At 38.2% G+C, this 24,783-nt stretch carries 21 protein-coding genes; 11 read left to right on the top strand and 10 right to left on the bottom strand.

Annotated features, from left to right (window positions below; genetic code table 11):
• Positions 1-29: 29 nt before the first annotated feature.
• Both CH362_RS00665 and CH362_RS00660 read left to right on the top strand, forming a co-directional pair.
• Positions 30-1,226 (top strand): NADP-dependent isocitrate dehydrogenase, encoded by a 1,197-nt coding sequence (locus CH362_RS00665; RefSeq protein ID WP_086447378.1) that lies wholly within the window; start codon positions 30-32, stop codon positions 1,224-1,226.
• Positions 1,227-1,247: 21 nt separating this feature from the next.
• Positions 1,248-1,880, top strand: a complete 633-nt coding sequence (locus CH362_RS00660; protein WP_100709216.1) for a hypothetical protein — start codon at positions 1,248-1,250, stop codon at positions 1,878-1,880.
• 40 nt (positions 1,881-1,920) lie between these two features.
• Here the strand turns inward: CH362_RS00660 and CH362_RS00655 are convergent, their stop codons facing one another.
• The gene (locus tag CH362_RS00655; protein ID WP_100709215.1) at positions 1,921-2,712 is read right to left on the bottom strand and encodes a response regulator; all 792 of its coding nucleotides are present in this window, start codon (positions 2,710-2,712) and stop codon (positions 1,921-1,923) included.
• A gap of 203 nt (positions 2,713-2,915) precedes the next feature.
• A complete protein-coding gene (gene mazG / locus CH362_RS00650; RefSeq protein ID WP_100708442.1) occupies positions 2,916-4,112 on the bottom strand; it encodes a nucleoside triphosphate pyrophosphohydrolase in 1,197 nt (398 codons plus the stop codon).
• Positions 4,113-4,282: 170 nt separating this feature from the next.
• Here mazG and CH362_RS00645 point away from each other — a divergent pair, with 170 nt between their 5' ends.
• Complete coding sequence (locus tag CH362_RS00645) at positions 4,283-4,801, top strand: DUF6580 family putative transport protein (RefSeq protein ID WP_100708441.1); 519 nt, start codon at positions 4,283-4,285, stop codon at positions 4,799-4,801.
• 54 nt (positions 4,802-4,855) lie between these two features.
• Here CH362_RS00645 and CH362_RS00640 read toward each other — a convergent pair whose 3' ends face one another.
• Positions 4,856-6,109, bottom strand: coding sequence for an LA_2444/LA_4059 family outer membrane protein (locus tag CH362_RS00640; RefSeq protein WP_100708440.1), 1,254 nt, complete (start codon positions 6,107-6,109; stop codon positions 4,856-4,858).
• A gap of 135 nt (positions 6,110-6,244) precedes the next feature.
• Between CH362_RS00640 and CH362_RS00635 the strand changes: the two genes are divergently transcribed.
• Both CH362_RS00635 and CH362_RS00630 read left to right on the top strand, forming a co-directional pair.
• Positions 6,245-6,496: a cation transporter dimerization domain-containing protein gene (locus tag CH362_RS00635; RefSeq protein ID WP_100708439.1), complete on the top strand. Its 252-nt coding sequence runs from the start codon at positions 6,245-6,247 to the stop codon at positions 6,494-6,496.
• Positions 6,497-6,564: 68 nt separating this feature from the next.
• Positions 6,565-7,125 carry an LOG family protein gene (locus tag CH362_RS00630; RefSeq protein ID WP_208859525.1) on the top strand — a complete coding sequence of 187 codons (561 nt, stop codon included), beginning with the start codon at positions 6,565-6,567 and terminating at the stop codon, positions 7,123-7,125.
• On the opposite strand, the gene CH362_RS00625 is transcribed toward CH362_RS00630, so the two are convergent.
• The 4 genes from CH362_RS00625 to CH362_RS00610 are packed head-to-tail and all read right to left on the bottom strand — an operon-like array spanning position 7,126 to position 11,063.
• Positions 7,126-8,223 carry an ankyrin repeat domain-containing protein gene (locus CH362_RS00625; RefSeq protein ID WP_100708437.1) on the bottom strand — a complete coding sequence of 366 codons (1,098 nt, stop codon included), beginning with the start codon at positions 8,221-8,223 and terminating at the stop codon, positions 7,126-7,128.
• Positions 8,193-9,215: an AEC family transporter gene (locus tag CH362_RS00620; RefSeq protein WP_100708436.1), complete on the bottom strand. Its 1,023-nt coding sequence runs from the start codon at positions 9,213-9,215 to the stop codon at positions 8,193-8,195. Before CH362_RS00620 ends, CH362_RS00625 begins: the two co-directional genes overlap by 31 nt.
• Positions 9,216-9,249: 34 nt before the next feature.
• On the bottom strand, positions 9,250-10,437 hold the full coding sequence (locus CH362_RS00615) for a M23 family metallopeptidase (RefSeq protein ID WP_208859509.1): 1,188 nt from the start codon (positions 10,435-10,437) through the stop codon (positions 9,250-9,252).
• Positions 10,434-11,063: a DUF2889 domain-containing protein gene (locus CH362_RS00610; protein ID WP_100708435.1), complete on the bottom strand. Its 630-nt coding sequence runs from the start codon at positions 11,061-11,063 to the stop codon at positions 10,434-10,436. Before CH362_RS00610 ends, CH362_RS00615 begins: the two co-directional genes overlap by 4 nt.
• 116 nt (positions 11,064-11,179) lie before the next feature.
• Here CH362_RS00610 and CH362_RS00605 point away from each other — a divergent pair, with 116 nt between their 5' ends.
• A complete protein-coding gene (locus tag CH362_RS00605) occupies positions 11,180-11,977 on the top strand; it encodes an SDR family oxidoreductase (RefSeq protein WP_100708434.1) in 798 nt (265 codons plus the stop codon).
• Between the two features lie 7 nt (positions 11,978-11,984).
• Here CH362_RS00605 and CH362_RS00600 read toward each other — a convergent pair whose 3' ends face one another.
• Together CH362_RS00600 and CH362_RS00595 are read right to left on the bottom strand one after the other, a co-directional pair.
• Positions 11,985-13,307 (bottom strand): formylglycine-generating enzyme family protein, encoded by a 1,323-nt coding sequence (locus tag CH362_RS00600; protein ID WP_100708433.1) that lies wholly within the window; start codon positions 13,305-13,307, stop codon positions 11,985-11,987.
• A 98-nt stretch (positions 13,308-13,405) separates the two neighbouring features.
• Positions 13,406-16,006 carry a response regulator gene (locus CH362_RS00595; protein ID WP_100708432.1) on the bottom strand — a complete coding sequence of 867 codons (2,601 nt, stop codon included), beginning with the start codon at positions 16,004-16,006 and terminating at the stop codon, positions 13,406-13,408.
• A gap of 223 nt (positions 16,007-16,229) precedes the next feature.
• On the opposite strand from CH362_RS00595, the gene CH362_RS00590 reads away from it, so the two are divergent.
• From CH362_RS00590 to CH362_RS00570, 5 genes are all read left to right on the top strand, one after another.
• On the top strand, positions 16,230-16,934 hold the full coding sequence (locus CH362_RS00590) for a 7-carboxy-7-deazaguanine synthase QueE (RefSeq protein WP_100708431.1): 705 nt from the start codon (positions 16,230-16,232) through the stop codon (positions 16,932-16,934).
• Positions 16,935-16,936: 2 nt separating this feature from the next.
• Positions 16,937-19,774, top strand: coding sequence for a DEAD/DEAH box helicase (locus tag CH362_RS00585; protein ID WP_100709213.1), 2,838 nt, complete (start codon positions 16,937-16,939; stop codon positions 19,772-19,774).
• A 120-nt stretch (positions 19,775-19,894) separates the two neighbouring features.
• Complete coding sequence (gene pheT, locus CH362_RS00580; protein WP_100708430.1) at positions 19,895-22,300, top strand: phenylalanine--tRNA ligase subunit beta; 2,406 nt, start codon at positions 19,895-19,897, stop codon at positions 22,298-22,300.
• Positions 22,301-22,303: 3 nt separating this feature from the next.
• Positions 22,304-22,861 (top strand): gamma carbonic anhydrase family protein, encoded by a 558-nt coding sequence (locus CH362_RS00575; protein ID WP_100708429.1) that lies wholly within the window; start codon positions 22,304-22,306, stop codon positions 22,859-22,861.
• A gap of 133 nt (positions 22,862-22,994) precedes the next feature.
• Positions 22,995-24,149, top strand: coding sequence for a bacteriohemerythrin (locus CH362_RS00570; RefSeq protein WP_100708428.1), 1,155 nt, complete (start codon positions 22,995-22,997; stop codon positions 24,147-24,149).
• Between the two features lie 7 nt (positions 24,150-24,156).
• On the opposite strand, the gene CH362_RS00565 is transcribed toward CH362_RS00570, so the two are convergent.
• On the bottom strand, positions 24,157-24,783 hold the full coding sequence (locus CH362_RS00565; RefSeq protein ID WP_100708427.1) for an LIC_13215 family putative lipoprotein: 627 nt from the start codon (positions 24,781-24,783) through the stop codon (positions 24,157-24,159).

The following is a 24,783-nucleotide window of genomic DNA, read 5'->3' as shown; positions in this document are numbered from 1 at the left end:
ATCCATCTGACATTCTAAGGAGAATTCCAATGGCTAAAATTAAGGTGAAAACTCCTCTCGTCGAACTCGACGGGGACGAGATGACACGTATAATTTGGAAAGAAATTAAGGATCGTTTCATTCATCCTTATCTTGATATTGAATTAGATTATTATGATCTAGGCGTAGAATATCGCGACAAAACCGACGATAAGGTTACTGTAGATTCCGCTAATGCTATTTTAAAATACGGTGTGGGCGTTAAGTGTGCTACTATCACTCCGAACCAAGATCGAGTTGTAGAATACAAACTCAAAAAAGAATGGAAGTCTCCTAACGGAACTATTCGTTCCATTCTGGACGGAACTGTTTTCCGTAAACCTATCATCGTAAACAATATCCCTTCCGGAGTTAGATCCTGGGAAAAACCGATCGTTGTTGGTCGTCACGCATTCGGTGATCTTTACAAAGACACTGAACTTTATATTCCAGAAGCTGGAAAAGTAGAGATCGTTTTCACAACTAAAGACGGAAAAGAAAAAGAAAGAGTTACTATTAACGATTTCGACGGACCTGGTGTTGTGATGGGACAGTTCAACTTGGACAAGTCCATCTATAGCTTCGCAGAAGCTTGTTTCAACTATGCGATCTCTGAAAAGATCAATGTATGGTTTGCAACTAAAGATACCATTTCTAAAAAATACCACGCTCGTTTCCGTGCGATCTTCGACGAAGTTTCCACTAAAAGAGCTGCAGAACTAAAGGCTGCGGGAATCGAATACTGGTACTACTTAATCGACGATGCTGTTGCTCAGATTGTTAAGAACCCAGGTGGAATGCTTTGGGCTCTAATGAACTATGATGGCGACGTGATGTCCGATATGGTGGCTTCCGGATTCGGATCACTTGGACTAATGACTTCTGTTCTTGTTTCTCCAGACGGAAAATTCGAATACGAAGCGGCTCACGGAACTGTGACTCGTCACTACCGTCAGTATCAAAAAGGAGAAACCACTTCTACTAACTCTGTAGCTTCTATCTTTGCATGGACCGGAGCTCTTGCTAAGAGAGGAGAATTAGATGGAACTCCTGATGTTGTTTCTTTCGCTCAAAAATTGGAGAAGGCGGTAATCGATACTATCCAAGCGGGAGAGATGACCAAGGACTTAGTCCTACTTACCACAACCAAAGGCCCGAAACAGTTGGATACCTTCCAGTTTATGGAGGCGATCCAAAAACGCCTTTAGTGGACGATGGGAATTTCATCCTTGAAATCTAAAGACACAAGCAGAAGAGGGAGCCATTTACGGCTCCTTCTTTTTTTATTTTTGATCACTCCGATTTTTGGTCAAAAACTCAGCTTACCGAAAGATCCGACTCTTCCGAATGAACCAAGTTTGGACGCAAGAGGGGACGCTTCTAATTCATCTAATTCTTCGAATAACCAAAACTCAGGCCCAAATGTGAAGGCATTCTTTTGTGATGGTAGAACAATCACTGGAACCTGGAAAGCTGCTCCAAAAGAATTCTCATTTAAACATACAAGAGAGAATGTGCAATATTCTAAAACCTTAAAGTCTGAGGATATATCCAGGATACTTCTCAAGGCTTGGAAACTGGTCCAAGGCAAACCAAATTCTCAAGGTGTTCCTTATAAGGCAGAACCTTGGGAGATACATTATAAAACTAAAAATGGAGAAACATTCGAAAGAATAGGAGAGATCAAAAAAGATTTTGGAGAACTGAAAATCCAAAATGAATTGGGAGAAGCGAATTTATTCTTCTATTGGATCGATCTATTATTCGAAAACAAAACTTGGTTTTCTAAATTGCCTAAGATAGAAGGTGATATTAGAAGAGAATGCCATCCGGACGTAATCGTCAGCATCGAGTTTCTCTAACCCGCTACGCAGGTTTTAGGAGCAAAGCGACTATAACCGCTTATTTCATAAAATTGCAAATCTCTTGTATATTATAAGGTTTAGAAAATAATTCCACACCACTTGGGATCTTGTCCCGAGTAAAAGAAGATTCCTCTGCCGCAGAAGTAATTCCTAATCTAATTTGAGAAAATGTTGGATTCTTTTGGACGATACTACAGAGTTCATTCCCATTCATTCCAGGCATGTACATATCAGTAAAGATTGCCTCGAAATCACTCGGATTCTCTTCCAAAATTTGGAGTGCATGTTTTCCAGAGATTGCGGTTTGGACCTCTGCACCTTTGGATTCAAGTAATCTTCTGAACAACACAAGATTCAGTTCAGAATCGTCTATGATGAGTATTTTCCGTTTTGCTAAGCTAGGATTTTTTTGAACTATGTCCTTCTTCTCTTCTATCAGATCTTTTATGATCTCACCTATTGTGGATTGAAATGAACTCAGTTCTTGAGTTTTTTCTATAAATCCGTCTGCACCTGCGTTATGAGCGATCATTCTATTCTCTTCAGTAAAGTCAGAAGTTACAAAAATGATCCTGGCACCTGAAGATACGATTTTTTCCTTCTTACCTTTACTCCTGATCTCTTTACAAAGATTAAATCCTGTTCCGCCTTCCAAATGAATGCCTAATGTGATTAGGTCGAATTTATTCTCTTTGGCAAGTTGTGCGGCTTCTTCCATTAGAGATACTTTTTGGACCTCAAATAAGGAAGAAGAGAATTCTGAGGAGATAATTTCAAGGATGACCTTGCTTGTATCTACGATGAGTATTTTAAGTTTTTCTGAAGGCAAACCGGCACCTTTCTTAAAGTCGCCTTTATGTGGTATTTCCTCGTTTGCGTTCATGTTAATGGAGACGGATAGAACTTTCGATCTAGATTGGAAAATCCGTGTCTTTATTAAGGAAATTTACTAAACAATTTATTTACGCTGTATCCCATAACGGATCACTCTTTTTGTTCGCAGGCTCCAGGAGCAAGTGACTATAGTCCACCTTATTGGGCTTCAGGAGCGAAGCGACTATAATCACCAATCGATCCTAAAATTGCCTCGTATATATCTTCCTGAGTTTTATAGGAATTTCCAGACAAATCTTCCCAGGTTCCAGGATTCTTTTCGGATAAATTTAGGTAGAAGATCGGCTGGGCCTTTCTACCCCAAGGATCTGTACTCGGCAATACTGTCATAGATCCGAATGCGGAAAATACTAAAGAATACTCGTTGGATTTATAGGAAAAACTATATGTTTTGGGCCAGTCTGTTTCAGTCGTATGTTTCCAAATTAAAAAAGAAGAAAGTCCACGGATCAATTCTGAAACGTATGTTTGCCTTTCTTCTAATGGATTTTGAGTTTGTTTTTGGATCCCAGTTTTTGCCTGGTTCCAAAGTTTTTCCAGTTCATCTAAAGGAGTTTCAGAAAATTTACGATCAGATTCTCCAAGTTTTGCTTCTATATATTCTATTCTATGTTTGAACTTTATATTGGTTCTTGTGAGAGAAGATTCTGCAGAGACTCCTAACTTTCTTGCAAGATTGACAATAGTAAAAAGTAGATCTCCCAATTCTTCTTCTATCCTGATTTGATTGGAAGAAGGATCCGAGATTCCTCTGATCTCATCTAAAAACTCCTGCAATTCTTCATTCAGTTTTTCTTCTACACCTTTTATATCTTCCCAATCGAAACCTGCTTTTGCAGCCTTCTTCTGGAATTTTTCTGCCTTTAATAGAGAAGGGAATGTTTCTGGGACTTCGGATAAAATGGATTTAGGTTTGGAAGTTTTTTGTCGGAGTTGTTTTTCTTTCTCTTTAAATAGATCCCAGTTTGCGACCACTTCGTCTGCGGAAGAAATGTCTTTTGTTTCAGGATCGAATACATGAGGGTGTCGTAGCACAAGTTTTTCTGCTACGTCCTTTGCTACTTCTTCTAAACCGAATGCTCCTCTTTCGGATGCAATTTGGGAATGAAGAACCACTTGGAATAATAGATCTCCCAGTTCTTCCTTTGTATGTTCGTCGTTTTCTTTGAGTATTGCATCCACCACTTCTTGGGATTCTTCTATCAGATAAGGAACTAGGGTAGAATGTGTCTGCTCTCTATCCCAAGGGCAACCTTCCGGACTTCTAAGTTTGGAAGTTATGTCTTGGAGAAATGCCATCGAGTTTGGATAGTCTTTCGGGTCAGGAGCTTTCATTAAGTACTAGGCTCGATTTTCGATTCCGAATTCCCAGCCTTTTTCCCGGAAATGAAGATTGACTGGTGGATTTATCCTAACATCCTATCCGAAAGTCCCCGTTCGAATCTAAGTGCTTTTCATTTTAGAGGGCGTATGATAAGATCGGGTAAAAGGATACCAGAAAGAACATGTCACTATCTAAAAATTTGGTAGCTTTCGCATTACTCGTATTTGCGGTTCTCAGTCGTTTTCTTCCTCACTTACCGAACTTCACTCCGGTTTTGGCGATTTCTATTTTCGCTGGGGTTTATTTCTCTAACCGTTGGTTAGCGATCGCTCTTCCTTTGGGAATTATGTTGATCAGCGATCTAGTGATCGGTCTTCACGATATGATCCCAGTGATTTACGGATTGTTCGTTGTGTATGCGATCGTAGGAATGAAGATCAAAGATCGTTTAGGTCTTGGATCTCTGGCGATTGCGGGTCTTGCAGGTTCTGTTTCATTCTTTGTGATTACAAACTTCTTTGTTTGGTTAACTTCTGGAATGTATACTTTGAACGTCCAAGGATTAGTAGAATGTTATATTGCTGCGATTCCTTTCTTCAAATATAGCTTACTCGGAGACTTTACTTATGTTTCCGTTCTGTTCGGTTCCTATTATCTATTGGAAAAGAACGGATTTGTGGCTTCTACTCAAGCAGCTTAATTTCCTTTAATACAGCGCCGCATTCTCAAGCGGCGCTTTCCTTCTTCTTATCTTTTAAATAGTCAAAGTTATACTTAAGTAAATTCCATAGAATTTATCATGTACTTCTTTTTTTAAGGCTGAGCCTGTAGAGATCTGATCTAAAGGTTTGGATACTTGATTTAAAAATAATGCATCACCAGGTGCTCCTGGAAAAACATTTCCATTATAATTATAACCCGAAACTTTGGAGATCAATTCCGTATATTGAAATCCTAAAGTATATTTCATCCAACGGCTTCTAAGTAAGGAAAGACCAAAATCGATTTCATATCCTGTTCTGCTAAGCACGTTCTCTTTGAGTCCGCCAGGAGGGGAAGTATCTAAAATATAAGGTCCCGTGATCCCGTTCAGAACTCCTTGAGTGTTTCGATTATAATGCCCTAACGTTCTGAAGTAATCGGCTTTAAAATGTCCTAATAAGAATGAGTTGAAATTTTTGAAGATCCTAATTCCTATTTGAGGACCTAATCCGCCCGCTTTTTCTTCTGATTTTCCGAATCCATAATTTCCTGGGATCACTCCATATTCGCTGGATGTGATATCTAAGTTTCTTGCACCTACTGCTACACCAATCCTTCCGGTTGCTGTTTGCATGTACCAAGCGAAGTTTAAAGAATAATCTAATCTTCTGTATTGAACGGAATGATATTGGACTGGAGCAAGTGCAGACAATACAGAAGCAGTATCCACAGTCGTGTAAGAAGGTCTGATCTTTAGATCTAAATAATTGAATTCTATCCCGAAAGTTTTGGCTGTGTTTAGATAAGAAAGTTTTATAGGGAACGCAGTCTTAGTATTTCCTTGCGGACTGGAATAACTTGTAATGCTGTCATTTAGTAAGTTCGGATTTACACCTGCACCAGCAGCAGTTGTTTGTGCATTCTGATAAGCTCCAGATGCAGATAGGATAGTATTGTAATTATTGACTCCTATATTCTTTTGTCTGGCTAATACTTCGGATTCCCAAGTGGATTGTAACGCCGCGAACTGGATATCTAAGGTAGGTCGGTTATAAGGTTTGGATAATTCTTGGTCATGCAGATCGTTTCGGATATCAACTGCTTGTTTTCTCTTTTCTGCCGCGAGTAATGCAAGCCTTCTTCTTTCTGCTTGGACTTGGGATTTACCAGCTTGGTATTCCAGTTCGTCCGCTTCTTTTTCTAAGGCATCTGGATCTGGTAGTTTGCCCTGAGAATATACGGGGCCGGATACAAATAGAAAGATCCCTAAGAATATGGATGCGGAAAGTTTCAGTAAAGTCTGCAAGGTCTACCTCTAAGTATTTCGCGTGGCTTTGTAAACGGAAAGACTAAGTATCTTGGACGCAATACTCCAATTCTTTTTTATAGAAAGAATGAAAAAAGGGAGGAAGTATTTTCCTAAAATCGAAAGTTTTGAGGTATGCCTTTCGATTTTTCGGATGAATACAAAGAGATCGTCCAAAACATTCTTTCGGATCGGTTTCCACAGGTTTCTAAGATCTACGATCTAAAAGCCAGATCCAAAGGAGAAAGGAAATTTCTTGAGTTCAGATTGGAATTCAAAAAGGACTCTCATCCTTTAGAAGACCCTAAGATCTTAGAATCTTTACTAGACGATCTAAAACAAGAATTCCCTTATACAGAGATCATCATTTATCCGAACCAAAGATAGATCCAAAATTTTTCCTTAATCTACTCCTTCTCTCAAATCAGGTTGCCAAACCTAAATCAAAATCGATCCTGACTCAGATGAAACCAGCCATTTGTGTATTCTGCGGTTCCAGACCTGGCAAGGAACCTCGTTATCTTCAAGCCGCAGTATTCTTAGGTCACTTAATGGTCTCTGAAGGAATAGGGCTGGTGTATGGTGGGGCTACCTCCGGTTTGATGGGAGCCATTGCTGATTCTGTTTTAGAGAAAGGTGGGACTGTAATTGGAGTTCTTCCTGAGTTTCTTTCCAGTAAAGAAATCGCTCATAAAGAAATTACGGAATTGATCCTAGTTCCTACAATGCATGAAAGAAAACTTCTAATGTATGAAAAGTCCATCGCGTTTATTGCTTTGCCAGGCGGGATCGGAACCTTAGAAGAATTGGTAGAAGTAACTTCTTGGAATCAGCTTGGAGTTCTTTCCAAACCAATCGGAATACTAAATGTAAACGGATTTTTTGATCCACTATTACAACAATTGGATCATATGGTAGCAGAAGGTTTCCTAGATTCTCAAACCAGAGAATGGATAGAAGTCAGCGCGGATCCAGAAGAACTTTTCGAAAAGATTATCAAAAGAAGTAGGATCTAATTACTTTCCTTCTTCTGGATTCAGGAATTGTTTAAATATCTGATGTAGAGCTGGACTTTCAGAAGCTTCTGCAAGAGCTAAAGGAGAATTTCCTTCCTTATCTGTAGAATAAGGAGAAGCTCCATTCTTTACTAATAATTCAATCAAATCTGTTTTTCCAGATTTTACGGCGAGAAGTAATGGAGTGCGACCAAGCATATCACGAACTTCTGCTTCGTAACCGTTGCTTAGGATTTTTTCCACTGTTTCTGTTTTTCCTTCAGAAGAAGCTCTGAACAATAAAGTGAGAGTGGCCTTATTTATGACTTTTAAAGTATGATGGAATTTCATTCTATCAGCTTCTTCTTTAGCAGTTTTACCACTTAGGTTTCTAGCCAAGGGATCTGCCCCCAGGTTCAGTAATCTTTCCAGACATTCTACGCTATCATATAAAGCGGAAAGAAGAAGAGGGGTATTTCCGTCCTGGTCCTTATTCTCCATTAAAGAACGAACTTCTTTGTTCTCCGAGAATAGATCCAATATTTCATAATCATTATGTAATGCAGTTAGATGAAGAATTGTCCGCCCTTCGGAGTTTTTCTTTTTAGGATCTGCACCTTTTGAAACCAGATATTCTGCGATTTCTAAATGGCCCATGTCCACTGCGAGTAGAAGAGGAGAATAACCTTCTCCATTTCTGGATTCTAAATCTGGAGGATGATTTGGTAGATCGAATAAGATCTCTACTAATTCTAATGTTCCTGAACTGATTGCTCTGGTTAATGGAGTGTTTCCATCCATATCCCTGAGTTCAGGGTCCGCGCCATAATCTAAAAGAATTGTGGTGAGTTCTGTGTTCTCAGATTCTAATGCGAGAAGTAGTGCAGTCTCTCCTCTGGAGCTTGTCTCATTCGGATCAGAGCCATATTCTACTAAAAGATTTGTGGCTTCTTTATTTCCTTCTTTGATGGCCCAGTACAAAAGCCCGCAACCGTATGAATCTCTGAGTTCAGGAAATTCTTCCGCGAAACCATCTCTAGTCGCTGCCTCTGATAATAAGGCGCGAAGTGTTCCGTTGTTACCTGTTTTTACTGCCCGAAAAAGATCGTTCCAGTCCACGCCTGATTCTCCAGGAGGTAATACAATCCCAAGGTCGTTAGAAAAGAAAGCGGTATTCCAATTCCGACTAGGGAAACAGCTAATCTAGGTGAAAGTCCCCACTCTGCAGCAAGAAGACTTCCGGTGATCATAGGAGCCATTGCAGATTCCATAATCAGGATCTTAAAGTTTCTGAGAAAATTTTCGCCTACATTCTTTTCTGAATAATGTAAGAATGTTCCGAAACAAAGCCAAACCAAGATGGGGCCGATTATAAGTTTAAATACTAAGCCAAATAACAAAGGAATTCTTATCCTAAAAGAATCGTCTGATTCCCTGTTGGGATTTTCGGCATTTGGTTCTTGGGAATTGATTCGAATGGTCCCAGGAAGTTGGTATCCTACTGAAAAAAGAGCAAGTGGGATGAGGGTGTCACCAACCCTTGAGATTGCAGATTCAAGTTCTGGTGGAACGGGAAAAGGACGAGAAGCCAAAGAAACCAATAATGCAATAAACGGGGGGAATGTGAATAATGTCTTCCAAAGAGAGGATTTGGTTTCCGAAGATCGGAGAGCATGTCTTGCTTTTGTTCCTAAATAAGTTCCAGGAATTGCAAGAGTTAGAAATGTTCCGAGTTGATCAATGATCAGAACTGTAGGAAGTCCCTCTTTCGAGTAATAGGATTCGATCAAAGGAATTCCTAAAAAGGAAGTGTTTCCAAGTCCTGCAGAAAGGCAAAGGCATACGACTGTACTTTCTTTCCAATTCAATAGTTTTCCGAAAAAACTGAAAAACAAAAATCCGAATCCAAAAAGCACCCAAGGCATTGCTGCGAATATTAAGAAGTTCCCATCCAGAGGAGCATGACGTAAAGGTCCGAACTCCATACAAGGTAAAGAAACTGAAATGATAAATGAATTGATAACTTTATGGGAATCGGCAGGAAACTTTCCTTTTTTACGGATCAGCATCCCGAACAGAAAACAAAGTCCGATTGCTATAAAATTAGACATGGATCGATCCTTTTCACCTGAAAGCGAATTTAGGTCAAGGAAGGATTTGTAGGGATCTTTCCCCGATCTCTTTTTCTTCTAGATAGAATTTGATCTTATACTTTCCTGCGTTCAAAACTGGCTGTATTTCCCAAGCCTCGAAATTGATCCCACTCGGGATTTTTTCCTGAAAAGTAAAACTTACCTTTTTAGTTTTTAAATGGATGAACTCTGCCTTAAAAGTATAAGGCCCGGATTTATAGATCGGGATAGAAAGATAAAATTTACGTTTTGTTTGGAGCTTATCAGTACAAGTCGCCAGTTTGTCCGGATCTGGAATGGAATGACTGATACAAAATACTTCCAAGTTTGTGATCGGAAATCCTGGAGGAGTTTTTCCGTCTGGAGTCCAGTAAGCATTCTCCTCGCTTAAATATTCTTTTTCTTCCGATTCCGTTTTGAATAAGGTGGCAAAACTTTTTTTCTTCCGATTCTCTTCCGGTTTATAAACTTCGAAATGTAGATGGGGGCCTGTGCTAAATCCTGTGTTTCCGGAGAGTCCAATTTTTTGTCCTGCGATAACCTTATCTCCAGGTTTTACAAATACGCCTTGGAGTTTTAGATGTCCATAGATTGCAACTGTTCCGTCGGAATGTTCTATCACGATACGGTTTGCTTTATCTATTAGTTTAGGATCTCTTCTTCCTTCTGTAAATTTATCCTCTGTTTCTACTACGATCCCATCTCTTGCAGCTAAAAGTGGAGTTCCTTCCGGGAGGACAAAGTCCAGTGAATAGGCTCCTCCACCTTTATGTTCTTCTCCGCTATTATAACCTACTGAGATCCAAGACTTGCCTTCGTAAGGAAGAGTATATACATAAGTTTCGTCATGTTTTGCAGATAAGTCCCCATAATAGGCAACTGCCAATACTGCTACCGAAATGGGAGCATCCGTATTCTCTTTCTTTTTGAATGTCAGTACCTTCTTCTTTTCTGGATCGTTTAATACAAAAGAGATTGGGCTTTGGGGTTCTGTTTCTATATTAGAACCTTCGATTGCAGTATAAACTGTGATATGAGTTCCAGGGATTAGATTTTTGGCCTGGAGATAAACTGAGGTTTCGTTGTTCTCCGTTTCGATCGAAGAACATATATTTTTTTTATCACAGTTTTGGTTAATATCTGCAAATAAAGGGCAGAACCAAATGGATAAAATAAATATCGTAAAACTTCGTATTATCATTTTCCTCTGGAATTGCGGAATTCTTTTACCATTAAAGAAGTGATACTGTCAAGAGGTTTCACTTGTTGTTTCAAATCAGTAGTTTCATGTCTGTCTGAAAAACTATAACAAGAATTTCGAACACCCTTATCTTTCATCCACCAATGTCTTCCGATCTCTCTTCTGGATTTTGGATCTAAGTCACCTTGGTACATTCTATACTCATCCCATTCAGCTGGGAAATTTCTTTCCTTTAAGAAAAATGCATATGCAGAAGAAAAACTTTGGGCAGCGTTTTGTAGAAGTTCGTTTATATGAAGACAACCCATCGTTTTATCTTCGGGAAATTTTCTCATAATTTTATTATAAGATATATCTTCTCCGATCAGGTAAGAATATGTTTTGATTGCATGAGGGCAGGTTTCGTAAGGAACTCTATCTTCCTCTACGTCCAAGTCCATAATTTTCATCGTGGCTAAGTTCACTAACAAGTACAGGGTCATGTCATGATAAGGATCTCTTTGACTGACTTCTATAAGGCAAGTCGGAGGACTTTCTTCCGGAAACCAATAGTATCTACTTTCGTACCTGCGCTGAAAACCACAGTCTTTGTATCTGATCTTTTGTTTTAATTGGGAAAGTGCCATACATTCTCCTGGTTCCTTTTTTTCCCCAAGAGATAGACCTGAAAGGATTTTACCGTGTTTTGATTTGCTTTTTTACCATTCTTACCTATTCTTCTACCTACTTTACGGATTTTGGGATGGGGTCGTTTTTTCAAGATAAGGTTTTTTTAGTCACAGGAGCAAGCTCCGGGATAGGTCGAGCTCTGGCATCTGAGTTGGAAAAGGAAGGCGCATTTGTAGGAGTGATTGCGAGAAGGAAAGAGGCGCTTAAAGAGCTGAAACTTTCCGCTTCTCATCCGGAAAGAATTTCCGTTTTTCAAGCCGATGTAATGTCGGAATCGGAATTGAAAAAAGTAGTCGAAGAATTTAGAAAAAAATTCAAGAGGATAGACGGCTTTATACATAACGCAGGAATTTCTATGAGAGGAACAGCTGCGGAGACGGAAGTAAAAATTTTTAGATCCATTATGGACTCAAATTATTTTCCATTAGTGTTATTGTATCGTCTTTTGGAATCTGATCTTCGCCAAAGTGAAGGACATGTGGTTGCGATCTCTTCTATACAAGGAAAGTTTGCGACACAATTGAGATCTGGATATGCCGCAAGTAAACATGCGATGCAAGGGTTTATGGATAGTATCCGATTGGAAAACGCCAAAACAGGCATCCATGTTTTGACTGTGTGTCCAGGTTTTGTAAAAACTGAAATTTCAGTAAAAGCGTTAGAGGGGAATGGAACTCCTCACGGAATTATGGACGAAGGACAGAAGAACGGATTAGAACCTGAGTTGGTCGCTAAGAAGATCTTAAAAGGGATCGAGAAAAGAAAACGTGAAATCATTCCTTCCAAATTTAAGGAAAAATTCGGTTATTTCTTGAGTAGGATTTCTCCTAAAACTTTGGATAAAATTTTAGTGAAGGTAAGGATCTCTTAAAAGGCTCTTAGTTTTTCACTTCTGTGATTAGCCTAAGACCTGCTTTTCTATCATTCAATAGATTCGGAATTCCTCCGAAGTCTCTTGCGTAAGCTTTACCTTCTTCTTTGGTTCCTGAATAAGAACCACCTCGGATCACTTTCAGATGTTTTCCAAATCTTCCTGAGTTTGGTCTATGTCCTGGATAAGGTATATAAGCAGAGCTAGTCCATTCTGCAACATTGCCGCACATTCCGATCGCACCATAAGGACTCTGGCCTTTGGAAGGAAGTTCAAATACAGAGATAGTTCCTCTACTTCCACTTTCTCTTGTATTACAAAGTGCAGAATCGAATTCATTTCCGAATGGATAATCTTGTGGTTGAGAGATAAATTCGTAACTTTCGTCTTTCAATAATCTCCAGACGAGTCCTGTTCCTCTGGCGGCCTTCTCCCATTGCCATTCGCTCGGGATCTTTTTTCCGGCCCATTTAGAATAAGCTTCTGCTTCTCTGTAAGTTAAGTTAGTAACAGGGTGATATTCTTTTCCTCTAGGAAAATTTCCGTTTTCCCAATGAGGAGGAGGAGGAGTGCCGGTTTCCTTTAAGAATTTATTATATTCTTTGTTTGTGACTTCATATTTATCAATGTAAAAGGAAGGAATTTCTTCTAGACTACTTCTGTCGGGAACTCCGAATTTAGGATTATAACTATCGTCTCCAGGATCAGAACCTTGTCCGTATAGGAAATATCCCATATGCTCGTATAAAATTTTACCGTTGGATTCGTAACCTGTATGAACGAGCACCATTTCTTTTCCGTCTTTTGGATGAAGAATGTTTTTAGCTAAACGATTTCGGACCACATCTGTTGCATCAAATCTAGAAGGATCTTGGTAGAATGTTTCTTCTCCATAAGCTCCGATCAAAAGTCCTACACTGATCAATCTCGCAGGTTTACCTTCTGCTATGGAAAAACTTCCTCTGAGTTCTATAGAAACGGGTTTAGTGAGTTTTCCCACTTTTCCGAATTCAACTTCTATGTTCTCTATTTGGAAGGCACCAATTTCTTCCATTTTAGGTTTTCTGAATAGAGGTAGATTCGATTTTTCATTCAGGATACCTTTGATCTCTTCTTCAGAACGTTCCGAAAAGTAGGAGTTCCTACCTATCTTGATCTTTGCCTTTCCTTTGTTTCTATAAACGGAAAGAACTTCTCCTGTCCAAAGTACAGTCTTTCTTGTATCAGAAGATGAAGACGTGATTTCCTTTTCTTCTTGGCTTGTCCCGGTTTCCGAAAATAGAAAAACCAAACAGAATGAAATAAATATAATAGTTCTGGTCCTGGACATGGAAGAGTAAGGTCCTCTAAACTTAAAGATCGGCAGAAATCTTAGATTTTTGGATGGTTTTTTATACCTTGAAGCTAGCGGAAACTGGCGTTAAAAGCTTAGGTTTTAGATTTAGGAAAGAGAGTATTTCCTGCCTTTCTCATCACATGGACTAACTCTTCGAATACAATTGGCTTAGAAATATAGTCGTTCATTCCAGCACGAATACATAGATCTCTGTCCCCTTGCATTGCGGCCGCAGTCATTGCAATTATATAAGGTTGGGATTCCACAGGCCAAGTATTTCGAATGACCTGGGTTGCTTGCAGCCCATCCATCTCAGGCATATGAACATCCATGAAGATCAGGTTGACCTTTTTTTCTCTGAGAGAGATCAAAGCCTCTTTTCCATTCGGAACGATCAATGCTTCGTAGCCTAATTTTTGGATAATCCTTTTGGCCAGAGTTTGATTGATCTCGTTGTCTTCCGCAACCATGATCTTGAAAGGAAATTGAGAACTTAAAATTTCTTTTTGGCTGGCAAGATAAGAAGATCTTGTATTCGCCTTTGCTTTAGTTCCGCTCTCGCCTTCTGCTAATATTTCAGTTACGATCCTTTCTATATCTTTTTTCTTAACAGGTTTGCTTAATTCTCCTGCGAATAATTCTCCTGCGATCTCTTTATCTTTAGGATCCAGAAACGAAGAAGATAGAAGAACTAATGGAAAATGAAAATTTCTTTTACGAATTTCCTGAGCGATCTCTATTCCAGTATTTCCAGGAAGATTATAATCTAAAATTCCCAGGTCTGGCGTGATATCTAGATCAAGCAGGTTCAATGCTTCTTCTTTTGATTTAGCAGAGAAGGTTATAAGTCCTAAAATTTGTAGCTGATACGCGAGGATCCTAAGATTGGTAGGATTATCATCTATTATAAGAACTTTCTTATTTTCTAATTCTGAGTTTGCCGCTTTTTCTTTGTTCTTTGCCTGATTATTACCTTCTACTTGGATATAAAAGGAGAAGGTTGTGCCAATATTCAGTTCACTTTCTACCCAGATGACCCCTCCCATCATTTCGATCAAACGAGAAGAAATAGAAAGTCCAAGTCCTGTTCCTCCATATCTTCTGGTCGAAGATGTATCCACTTGGTAGAATGGTTGGAATAGTTCCTTTTGTTTTTCGGAAGGAATTCCAATCCCGGTATCTCTAATCGCAAATAGGATTGTATATAAATTCCCTTCTAATTTGGAAACTTCTGCAGATAGGAATATTTCACCTTGTTCTGTGAATTTTAACGCATTCCCGATCAGGTTAATAAAGATCTGTTTTAGTCGGAGACTATCGCATAAGATCCTGTCAGGTACATTTGGATCCAGATAGTAGACCAGATCGATCTGCTTTTGAGCAGCACGAGATCTGAATAGATCCAAAACCTCTTCGATAGTTTCGATGACGGAAAATTCTCTGATTTCCAGAGACAGAGTTCCGGATTCAATTTTAGAATAATCTAAAATGTCATTGATGATATTGAGTAGGCTCTCCCCACTTTTTTGTATAATCTCTGCGTATTCCTTTTGTTCCTTATTCAGATTGGAATCGATCAGTAGTTCAGTCATTCCGATCACTCCGTTCATAGGAGTCCTGATCTCGTGGCTCATCATCGCCAAAAATTCTGACTTAGCACGATTTGCTTTTTCAGCTTCTTCTTTTGCTTTTTTGAGATCGTACTCATAGTTTTTACGTACAGAAATGTCAGTGAATAATCCGCAGACTGAATAAACTTCTCCCTCTAAGTCCACCAAAGGAACGATCACACAGTAGAATGTTTTTTCTTCTTCTGAAACGATTAGGTCTAATTCAAAATCTAAAGGGCCTTGTTTATCTAAGGATTTCGCAATTATGGTAGAAATGAATTCTGCCTTCTCACTTCCAAAAAGATTTTCCAGGCCCATATCCTGTCTTTTATCTTTGCTTCCCAAAAATCGATTTGCAAATACTTGGTTATGAAATAGAGTTCTTCCGTCCAGATCCATCATACAAAATGCAGAAGGTAGATTGTCCAAAATGGAAAGAAGTCTGGATTCACTTTCGATCAATCTGTCAGTAATCCTTCTTTTCTCTTTGATATCTTTTTGGACCGCAAAAGAGCCGTAGCCTACTACAAGAAAAGAAACTATAACTAAAGTAAGCAGTGAATAAGCAACTCTTGTCCCTCTTGCGGAATTTGTAGCGTTTCTGCTGTTCAGAAGTCTCAATTCTTCTTCCTGCATATTGTTCAGAAGTTCCGCTATCTCTATTAGTATGATCCCTTTTTTAGATTCGAAAGAACCAGGTTGTTTTTCCGCAGTTGCAATTAGATTTGAAATTCCTAGGATCCTAACTTGTTGGATCTGATTGTCTTTTGTGAGATTTTGTAGGATCTTAATTTCGCTCTTTAAGTTGGAAAATAAGGATCTGGTATTATCGGATGCCACATCTTCTGTATAAGCTTGGGCAATCCCAATCTCTCTAGTGATACTCTTACATTGGTCTATTTCTTCGATGACTGTAAATGTATGTTCTATTAAAACCCCTGAGTCCTTCAACTCTATCATTCCATACAAACTGATCAAACTTGCGATGATCAATAGTAAGGTAAGGGAGAAAAAACCGATCAGCACTTTCCATTGCAAGAATTGGGATTTTTCTTTAATTTTTTCTAAAAAGGAAAATTTCATGAAGGGCGTTCTAGCATATTTGAAACGTTAAAATGATTTCAAAAAGGCTCCCAAATTTATTACACGTACATAGGTCTTTCAACAAGCTTTTTTCGGGATTTTGATAGCCCCATCTTGACTGGATCGGACCAAAAATCATTCTGGTATTCTAATAAACGGTTTTTTCTGGATTCTGGTAAGAAAGCAGGTAAAAATCTTGTACCTTGGAGAGCAATTCCTTAGTATGAAATCCGTCGTTCATGAAATTTATCTCTCTGTTTCTGGAGAAGGAATTTCTACAGGTTTGCCTACAATTTTTGTCCGGTTCGCAGGATGTTCTCTCAGATGCGGAATGGATGGAAATCGCAAACTTTGGTGTGACACTCCGTACGCTCTTTCTCCAAATGCGGGGAAAGAATTGGAGTTAGAAGATGTGATCTCCGAGATAGGATCCATTTCTTCTTCTCCTACACAAATACTTCTAACGGGCGGAGAACCATTAGAAAATTCGAATAGGATTTTCAGCCAAACATTGGCAGAAAAATTGAAACAGTCCAGGCAAGTTTCGGGGCTTTATACGAGGGTGAGGGTGGAAACAAATGGGGCAGAACCGATCTCCAATTTGGAAAATATGGTTTTTACCCTGGATTACAAACTCCCCGGTTCCGGAATGGAAAACAAAATGATCACGGAGAATTTAGAATTTGTCCGGGATAGAAACGATAATTTGGATGAGATCAAATTCGTAATTAGAGATAGAAAGGATTTTGATAGAACTTTGGAAGTGATAGACGGTTTTAAATTAAAGGGAAATCTTCTGGCTTCTCCTGTATTCGGAGAGCTAGCTCCTGAAATCCTTGTAAATTGGATCAAAGAAAATAATAGAACGGATCTGCGTCTTTCTTTGCAGACCCATAAATATATCTGGGGAGAAAAAAGGGGAGTTTGATCTTGGACTCAACTTTGCAGCTCAGTCTAGATTTCGAATCCGATTCCTCGAGTGGATTCAGAGGTGATTCCTGTTATCTCAAGGATGAACCTGAATTAGGAATTGGAAGGATAGAAAGTTCCGATTCGGGAAAATTCCAGATCTATTTTCCATCTTCAGATACCAGAAAAACTGTTTCTGAAAATTCTAACAGACTGAAAATTATAGGATCTTATCCTACCGCATTTACTGAATCTTTTGCAGATCCAGAATTACTAGATCTAAGTCTTCAAGCATTTGAGTTAAAACTTACTCATGCCTACGACAAACTATCTGCATTATCTAATTCAAGAACAAGACTACTTCCTCACCAAATAGAATCCACATTCGTGGTGGTGAATTCGCTTAGGCCTAGATTCATTTTGGCTGACGAGGTGGGTCTAGGTAAAACGATAGAAGCAGCTTTAGTTATGAAAGAGCTGATCTTTCGTAGAGGTTACAAAAAGGTTTTGGTCGTGGCACCTTCTCCGCTTCTTGTTCAATGGAAACAGGAATTAAAAAACAAATTTAACGAAGACTTTGAGATCGTTAAACGTAGGAACTTCTTAGCTAGCGGAGAGAAGAACTGGAAAAATTTCAAACATGTAATCACTTCCGTAGACTTTATTAAAAATCCCAAATACGCAGAAGAGATCCTAAAAACAAAATGGGATATTGTAGTTTTTGACGAGGCACATCGTTTAAGAAGGGATTATCATAAGGTTACCAGAGCTTATTTATTCGCGGAGAAGATCGCCAAAAAATGTGAATGTTTACTTCTTCTTACCGCAACACCTTTTAGAGGAAAATTAGAAGAGTTATATTATCTGGTCCACTTGGTAGATCCGAATTTGCTTGGGCCATATCATACTTTTATAAACGACTATGTTCTTGGAAATAAGAGTGGCTTAAAAGAAAAAATCTCCAAGGTCCTTTTAAGAAGAAGAAAAGTAGAAGTAGGTGGATTCACCAAAAGATTTGCCAAAACAGTAAAGATAGAATTGTCCGATGTAGAAAGGCAATTTTACGACGAGACTACTGAGTATGTTCGTCGAGAATATAATCTCGCGATGAGAACCCAAAATCGGGCGATCGGATTCGTGATGATAGTATTCCAGAAATTATTGGATTCTTCTGTATTTGCACTTCTTTCAGCATTATCCAAACGTAAATTTATGTTGGAGAATCGACTCCATCGTTTGCAGGCAGTTGGAAATAAATTAGAAGAATGGGATCTGGACGAAACAGAAGGAGTCGAAGATTTTGTCTCCGATTTGGATGAATCCGCTCCTTCTGATCTTGCAAATCTTAGAAGAGAATTATTATCCTTAAACAGATTGATTCTTTTAGGCAAAAAGATCAAAGAAGATCGTAAAAGTCAGAAACTGAAAGAGACAATCGCGAAGCTCAAAAAAGAAGGGCATCCTAAATTTATCATATTTACTCAGTTCAGAAGTACCCAAGATTTTTTAGCTTCTACCTTATCCGAATACAAGGTTACATTATTTCACGGATCTTTAAGCGCAGATGCAAAAGAAGAAGCAATTTCTGAATTCAGAAAAACTTCTGAAATATTGATCTGTACAGAAGCAGGTGGAGAAGGACGTAACCTTCAGTTTGCAAATGTTCTGTTCAATTATGATTTACCTTGGAGTCCTTTGAAGATTGAACAAAGGATCGGAAGAATTCATAGATTCGGCCAAAAGGATAATGTATTTATTTTTAACTTCGCTTCTAAAGATACAGTTGCTGAGAGAATTTTAGAAGTTCTATCCAATAAGATCAAACTTTTTGAGGAATCTATCGGAGGTTCAGACGAGTTACTTGGAGCAATAGAAGATGAATTAGATTTCCACTCTAGCTTCATGAGATTTGTTACAGGAAACAAAAAGTTAAAGGAAGTAGAAGAAGAGATCGACCAAAGGATTAAGATCGCCAAAAAAGGTTTCGAAAAACTTGGTTCCTTGGTCACTCCTAAACTATTAGATTTTAATTTAGAAGATTATTATAAGACCACTCTTCAAGAAAGATCTTTTACGAACCAACACTTAGAAACTTTCTTTGTCAGATACGCTAAGAAGTATTCAGATCGACTGAACTTTAAACTTAAAACTTTGAAACCTCAAGTGTATGAACTTGATGGAGTAAATTACAAAGGGAAGAAGGCTACATTTAATTCGGAACTTGCACTCGCAGACGACGGATTGGAATTTTTAGCATTCGGGCATCCATTAATTGAAGAAGCTGTCCAATCCTTTTTAAAAGATAGATCCGGTTGGAAAGTGGGATTTTATAGAACTTCCAGCAACTTCTTATACTTCGTATTTATAGTAGAATTCAAGTTTTCCTTAGACAGAAAAGAATTGTTCGTGGTGGAAGTAAACCGACGAAGCGGAAGTTCTAAGGTATTAGAAAATCTTCCTGATACTGTGAGAGAAAACCGATTCAAATCCGCCGAGACTGAACTACCGGATGATATTGAAAAATATTTTGTGACTGCTTGTGAGACCTTAGAACTTGCATTAGAAGATAGAAAAAAGGAATTATACGAACAAACCAAAGATCTATTCCAAAAAGAAGAATACAAGATCCGAAACAGCAATCAAAACACCCTTCGCCAGTTAGAAGAAAAACTAATGAGGCAAGAGGCTGCTTTCAAATGGGAAGGAAGACCCGAGAAAAAATCCGCGATGAATCGAACTAAAAACGAGATCCAAAAAGTAAAAGAGGATTTCGAAGTAGAGTTAAGAAAGGTTAAAGTAGGAAAAGAGATCCACCATCGGTTCGAACTTTTCCAAGCTTATCTTCCTGGCTCAAACTGATTTAAATAAAGAGCCGCTTCAAAGCTTATAGATCTCTGTTTTTACTGCTGGACATTAGCCCCCTCTATCCGCTTTTGTTAAACTACTCCGCCAGATATTCGGCCTTAGGAGACAGTTTACGTGAAATTATCCCTGGATTGGATTAACGATTTTACCCCTATTAAGGATGTGCCCCTCGAGGATATCCTGAAAAAAATTGCGGCTTCTATATGTGAAGTGGACGGGGTCGAAGATTATTTTTCTCATTTGGAGAAGGTCGTTTTAGTTAAGATCGAATCTTTAGAAAAACATCCTCAGGCAGACAAACTCCAAGTTGCGCAAGTTTCTGACGGCAAAAATAAGATCCAAATCGTTTCAGGTGCTCCTAATCTAAAAGTAGGGGACTTGGTTCCTTTAGCTATTCCAGGTGCGGAGCTTGGAGATAAAAAAATCCTAGAGTCTGAACTTAGAGGAGTAAAAAGCTCCGGTATGCTTTGTTCCGAAAAGGAATTAGGACTCTCTGAAGAAGATGCAGGCGTTATGGTTCTGGACGATCCGGAAGCAAAACCCGGTTTGAATCTAAGAGAGTATTTTGGATTCAGAGATACTATTTTAGATATTGATAATAAATCAATTACACATCGCCCGGATCTATGGAGTCATTTTGGATTTGCAAGAGAACTTGCAGCTCAATTAATTTTGCCGATCAAATTTAACCCTTTCGAGACCAATTGGGATTTTTCTAAAGATGTTGCTTCTCCAAAGGTAAAAGAAACAGAATACGCACATTCTTATTATTCTTCTTCTATTGAAGGAATTCAAATCAAACCTTCTAATAAAACTGTTCGTTCTCGTTTGAAAAAATGTGGAGTGAGAGTAATCAATAACGTAGTAGATGTTTCCAACTACCTATTATTAGAAGCAGGACAGCCTACTCACTTCTTTGATTCTGATAAATTATCCGCTCAAGGTGGAATTGAATTAGAAGTGGATTATGCAAAGAAAGACGAAAGTTTTCCTCTTCTAGACGAAACTTCTCCCAAACTTGATCCTGAGATATTAATTATTCGTAACTCTAAAAAAGGTGTGGCGATCGCAGGAGTGATGGGCGGGGCAGATACGGCAGTAGACTCTAATTCCAAAAAAGTTATTTTAGAATCTGCAGTTTTCCCAAGAGAGTTTGTTCGTAAGTCTATTCGGAAAACAGGAATTCGTTCTGAATCTTCTGTTCGTTATGAGAAAGGTCTGGAAGCAACAACCACTCTCCCTATCGTCAAAAGAGCATTAAATCTTTTGAAAGAAAATGGATGTCCTGATCTGAAAGCGAGCTTGCCTGCTGGTTATATTCATACTGCAGATAAAAAAGTAGAGATAGAAGTCACCCTAGACTTCTTGAATAAAAAACTCGGAACAGAGATTGATCAATCGACATCGGATGAAATTCTAAAACAACTTTCCTTCTCCACTGAATGGAAAGGAGACACAGTTAAGGTTCTTGTTCCTAAATACAGGCAGAACTACGATATCACCATTCCGGAAGACATAGTAGAAGAAATAGGTCGTACTTTAGGATACGCATCTATTCCCGTTCGTCCATTGGCTTCCGATGTAAAACCTCCTGCTCGCAATTTCTCCAGAGAGTTGGAAAAACATCTAAAAAGAGCATTTTCTCAAAACTTGGGATATAACGAAGTATTCAATTATTCTTATGCTTCTTCTAAAGATAATTCTTTCGAAGAAGAAGTGAAAGATTCAATCAAGATCCTAAATGCAATGCCGGATGAGCAGGCATATTTACGAACTTCTTTATATCCTTCTCTATTGAAAAATATCAGATTCAATTCTGACCGTTTTGAAAAACTGAAAATTTTTGAATTTGGTCGCACTTATAAAAAGGCAGAAGAACCTTTTAACGAATCTAAATGGTTTGTATGGGCAGTTTCTTTTGGTAGGAAATCCAACGAGAAAGATCTAAACGTTTTAGAGTCAGATTTTTTTGAAGTTAGAACCGGTGTCGAAAAAGTATTAAGACATTTAAACTTAAGAGAGACCGAATGGAAGATAGAGGAAAAAAGCTATTTCCATCCTAAGGCTTCCCTTTCTTTATTTGTTTCCGGCAAAAAAGTAGGAGAGTTAGGATATGCTCATCCTGCTGCTTTAGATACCGCTGATATTAAAAAGAGAGTTATTTTAGGAAGATTTGAATTTGCTTCTTTATTAGAAGTTTGGACTGAAGATAGAAACAAAAATTATTTTGCTGCTCCTTCTCATTTCCCTCAAACAGAGATAGATCTTTCTTTGGTAATGGATCTGAATGAATCTTCTTCCAAGTTTAGTGATTTGGCCGTCCAAGAAAAATTCCAAGAATTGCAGGATGTAAAAGTTACAGTTGTATTTACAGGTGGAAACCTTCCTGAAGATAAAAAGTCAGTTTCTTATAGATTTAAACTTTTAAGCCAGGATAAGAACTTAACTCAAGAAAGGATCAAAGAGATCACGGATCGTTTGATCCAGATCGCGAATTCTTCCGGTTATCCTCTTCGTTAAACAATGAAAATTCACGAAACAGCGTTTATCCATCCGGCTGCAACTGCGTTCGGAATGTTAGAGATGGGACCTTTATCTTCTCTCTGGCCGGGAGCTGTAGTTCGTGCAGATCTAAATGAGATCAAATTGGGCGAAGGTGTTAATATCCAAGATAATAGCACTCTTCATACTGATTCCACTGGTAGTTTATTCATAGATGATTATACATTAGTAGGTCATAATACGATGCTTCACGGTTGTAAGATCGGTAAGGGTTGTTTGATTGGAATAGGCGCGATCATTTTAGATGATGCAGTGATCGGAGACGGTGCCATGATACTTGCGGGTTGTATGATCCGCGGAGGCAAAAAGATCCCGCCTAGAGCTATGGTGCTCCCTAAGAACGGCGATATCGTAATCTACGAAAAAAAAGCAAAACCTGAAATGAGCATCGCTGGTTGTTTGGAATACATACAATTAGCAAAAAGATTCCAAGAGAATGTATTCAAACCTTTCACGAAAGAAGAAGAAAGTTCTTTTGTAGAAGAAGCAAAATCTATCATCAAAAGATACAACATCTAATTTACTTTCTTAATATCTCGCTTCTATCCATTTGATATAAATCAATTCCTTTCACTCGATTTCTGATTCGTTCTGAAGCTTACTCGCGAATCCTTGTAACAGTTTTTCGTAAAACAGTTATAAGGATTAACTCATGTATGACGAAAGGGTTATAGAAAAAATCAGAGGTATTTGGAAGACATTCGATCTTTCTTTAGGAATTCCTGAAATAGATAAGCAACATCTTTGGTTGATTGGAATTCTTGCTGATCTTGAAGATAAACTGGAGTCGGGAACCAGGTCTGAATTAGAGACCACATTTACGAATGCACTTTCTAAAACCTTGGATTATGCAACCGAACATTTCGCTCTGGAAGAAAAACTTTTAGAGAGCATAGGTTACACAAAGTTAGGGCAACATAGATTACAACATATGCGGTTCATTACTGCTTTGAGAAATCGTGTCCGAAAAAGTTTCGAAGGAGATTTTGAGAACGCAGTTTTGGATCTTCTGAAAAACCTAAAAAAATGGCTGTTTAGACATATACTGAGTGAGGACAGACAGTATGTGGACGCCGCAATGGTCCATGTGGATGATAAACTCACAGATTGGATGCAAAGACATTTGAACGCGTCTATCTATGCAGATGAGATCGAAAAATTATACCAACTGGTTCTTTTCTCGGGAAAACAAGAGGTCTCTGTAGAATTCAAGAAACTGGGAGAAGAAAATCTAAAACTGATCTCTGACCTATGGTATCGTTATAAACTCAAAACTGGGATCGCAATCGTAGATATCCAACATTTATGGCTTTTGCAGCTACTAGTAAAAACGGATAAACTATATAAACAAAGATTAAAACAAGAGATCGATTCTGAATCCTTAAGCGCTCAATTAAAAGAAGCAATCTACGAGACGATAGAATATATCCGTGAACATTTTAATACCGAAGAAGCGATCATGCATAATTTCCATTATATCGGTGAAAAAAACCACCAGAAACAACATGAGAGATTTAATATACTCATCAATGATATGATAGAAAGAAGTGAAAAAGAAGAACTGGAATCTTTGGCAATTTTGATACAGGACTTAAAGGATTGGCTTGTAAGTCATATTGCGATAGAAGATAAAAAATTATTCTATTTTTTCAGATCTCGTCTTTCAGAAGTAAATGAATATGTTCGGAATCTAAATAAAGAAGGAAGAATCCATATTTGGAAGGATGCAGTCGCAATCTATAAACTTCTGGTAGACTACGAAGATATTACTGAGGATAAAAAGCCTAAGTCGCTGAGACGTAACTAATTTAGAGTTATATCTTTTCAGTCAATGTTTGGATTGTGTTCAGGATCTTCTTATTTTTTTCTGAAAATTCTGACTCTGGTATGGTCCCTGTAAAAATATATACAGAACCTTCTTTAAAAAAGATCCATTGAAGAGTTCGGATTTGTTGTCTTTCTGCAGTATTTGGAAGAACAAATTTGGACTCAAAAAAGATACATTTCTCTTTTCCGAAACTACATTTTTGAGGAACGGAAAGTATTTCGTATTCTTTATATATATTTGAATACAATCCACTGATAGAAGCCACGTAATCTTCTAAGGTTGCTTTGGAATATTTTGCAGGAATTGGCTCTGATACAAAATTGATATTAGTCCTGATCTCTGAACCTTTGTTTTGTTCTGGTTCAAAAAGATAGAACATTACCTTAATATTTTTATCATTTGAGAATTCTCTTTTGTTTTTGGAACGATTGGGATCCGAATTATCTCTATTTGGATCATATTCTTCATAGATCCAACCTTCATAATTTAAAACTAAGCCGAGTTCAGGGATCTCGATTGTTTTTTTGATCTCAGGTACTTTTTCGATACAGGCAAAACATAAAATGATCCCTGATAATAGGAAACCCAGACTGTAACGTTGTAATAGGATCAT

The sequence above is a fragment of the Leptospira saintgironsiae genome, assembly GCF_002811765.1.
Lineage (GTDB): Bacteria > Spirochaetota > Leptospiria > Leptospirales > Leptospiraceae > Leptospira_B > Leptospira_B saintgironsiae.
The sequence above is the reverse complement of the archived record's forward strand: the minus strand, read 5'-3'. Positions and strand labels throughout refer to the sequence as shown.

Bases quoted from the DNA above. Each gene is read 5' to 3' on its own strand.
- CH362_RS00665 (WP_086447378.1), top strand. From the start codon at position 30: ATGGCTAAAATTAAGGTGAAAACTCCTCTCGTCGAACTCGACGGGGAC.
- CH362_RS00605 (WP_100708434.1), top strand. From the start codon at position 11,180: ATGGGGTCGTTTTTTCAAGATAAGGTTTTTTTAGTCACAGGAGCAAGC.
- CH362_RS00610 (WP_100708435.1), bottom strand. From the start codon at position 11,063: ATGGCACTTTCCCAATTAAAACAAAAGATCAGATACAAAGACTGTGGT.
- CH362_RS00575 (WP_100708429.1), top strand. From the start codon at position 22,304: ATGAAAATTCACGAAACAGCGTTTATCCATCCGGCTGCAACTGCGTTC.
- CH362_RS00645 (WP_100708441.1), top strand. From the start codon at position 4,283: ATGTCACTATCTAAAAATTTGGTAGCTTTCGCATTACTCGTATTTGCG.
- CH362_RS00565 (WP_100708427.1), bottom strand. From the start codon at position 24,783: ATGATCCTATTACAACGTTACAGTCTGGGTTTCCTATTATCAGGGATC.
- mazG (WP_100708442.1), bottom strand. From the start codon at position 4,112: ATGAAAGCTCCTGACCCGAAAGACTATCCAAACTCGATGGCATTTCTC.
- CH362_RS00570 (WP_100708428.1), top strand. From the start codon at position 22,995: ATGTATGACGAAAGGGTTATAGAAAAAATCAGAGGTATTTGGAAGACA.
- CH362_RS00635 (WP_100708439.1), top strand. From the start codon at position 6,245: ATGCCTTTCGATTTTTCGGATGAATACAAAGAGATCGTCCAAAACATT.
- CH362_RS00595 (WP_100708432.1), bottom strand. From the start codon at position 16,006: ATGAAATTTTCCTTTTTAGAAAAAATTAAAGAAAAATCCCAATTCTTG.
- CH362_RS00620 (WP_100708436.1), bottom strand. From the start codon at position 9,215: ATGTCTAATTTTATAGCAATCGGACTTTGTTTTCTGTTCGGGATGCTG.
- CH362_RS00590 (WP_100708431.1), top strand. From the start codon at position 16,230: ATGAAATCCGTCGTTCATGAAATTTATCTCTCTGTTTCTGGAGAAGGA.
- CH362_RS00615 (WP_208859509.1), bottom strand. From the start codon at position 10,437: ATGATAATACGAAGTTTTACGATATTTATTTTATCCATTTGGTTCTGC.
- CH362_RS00600 (WP_100708433.1), bottom strand. From the start codon at position 13,307: ATGTCCAGGACCAGAACTATTATATTTATTTCATTCTGTTTGGTTTTT.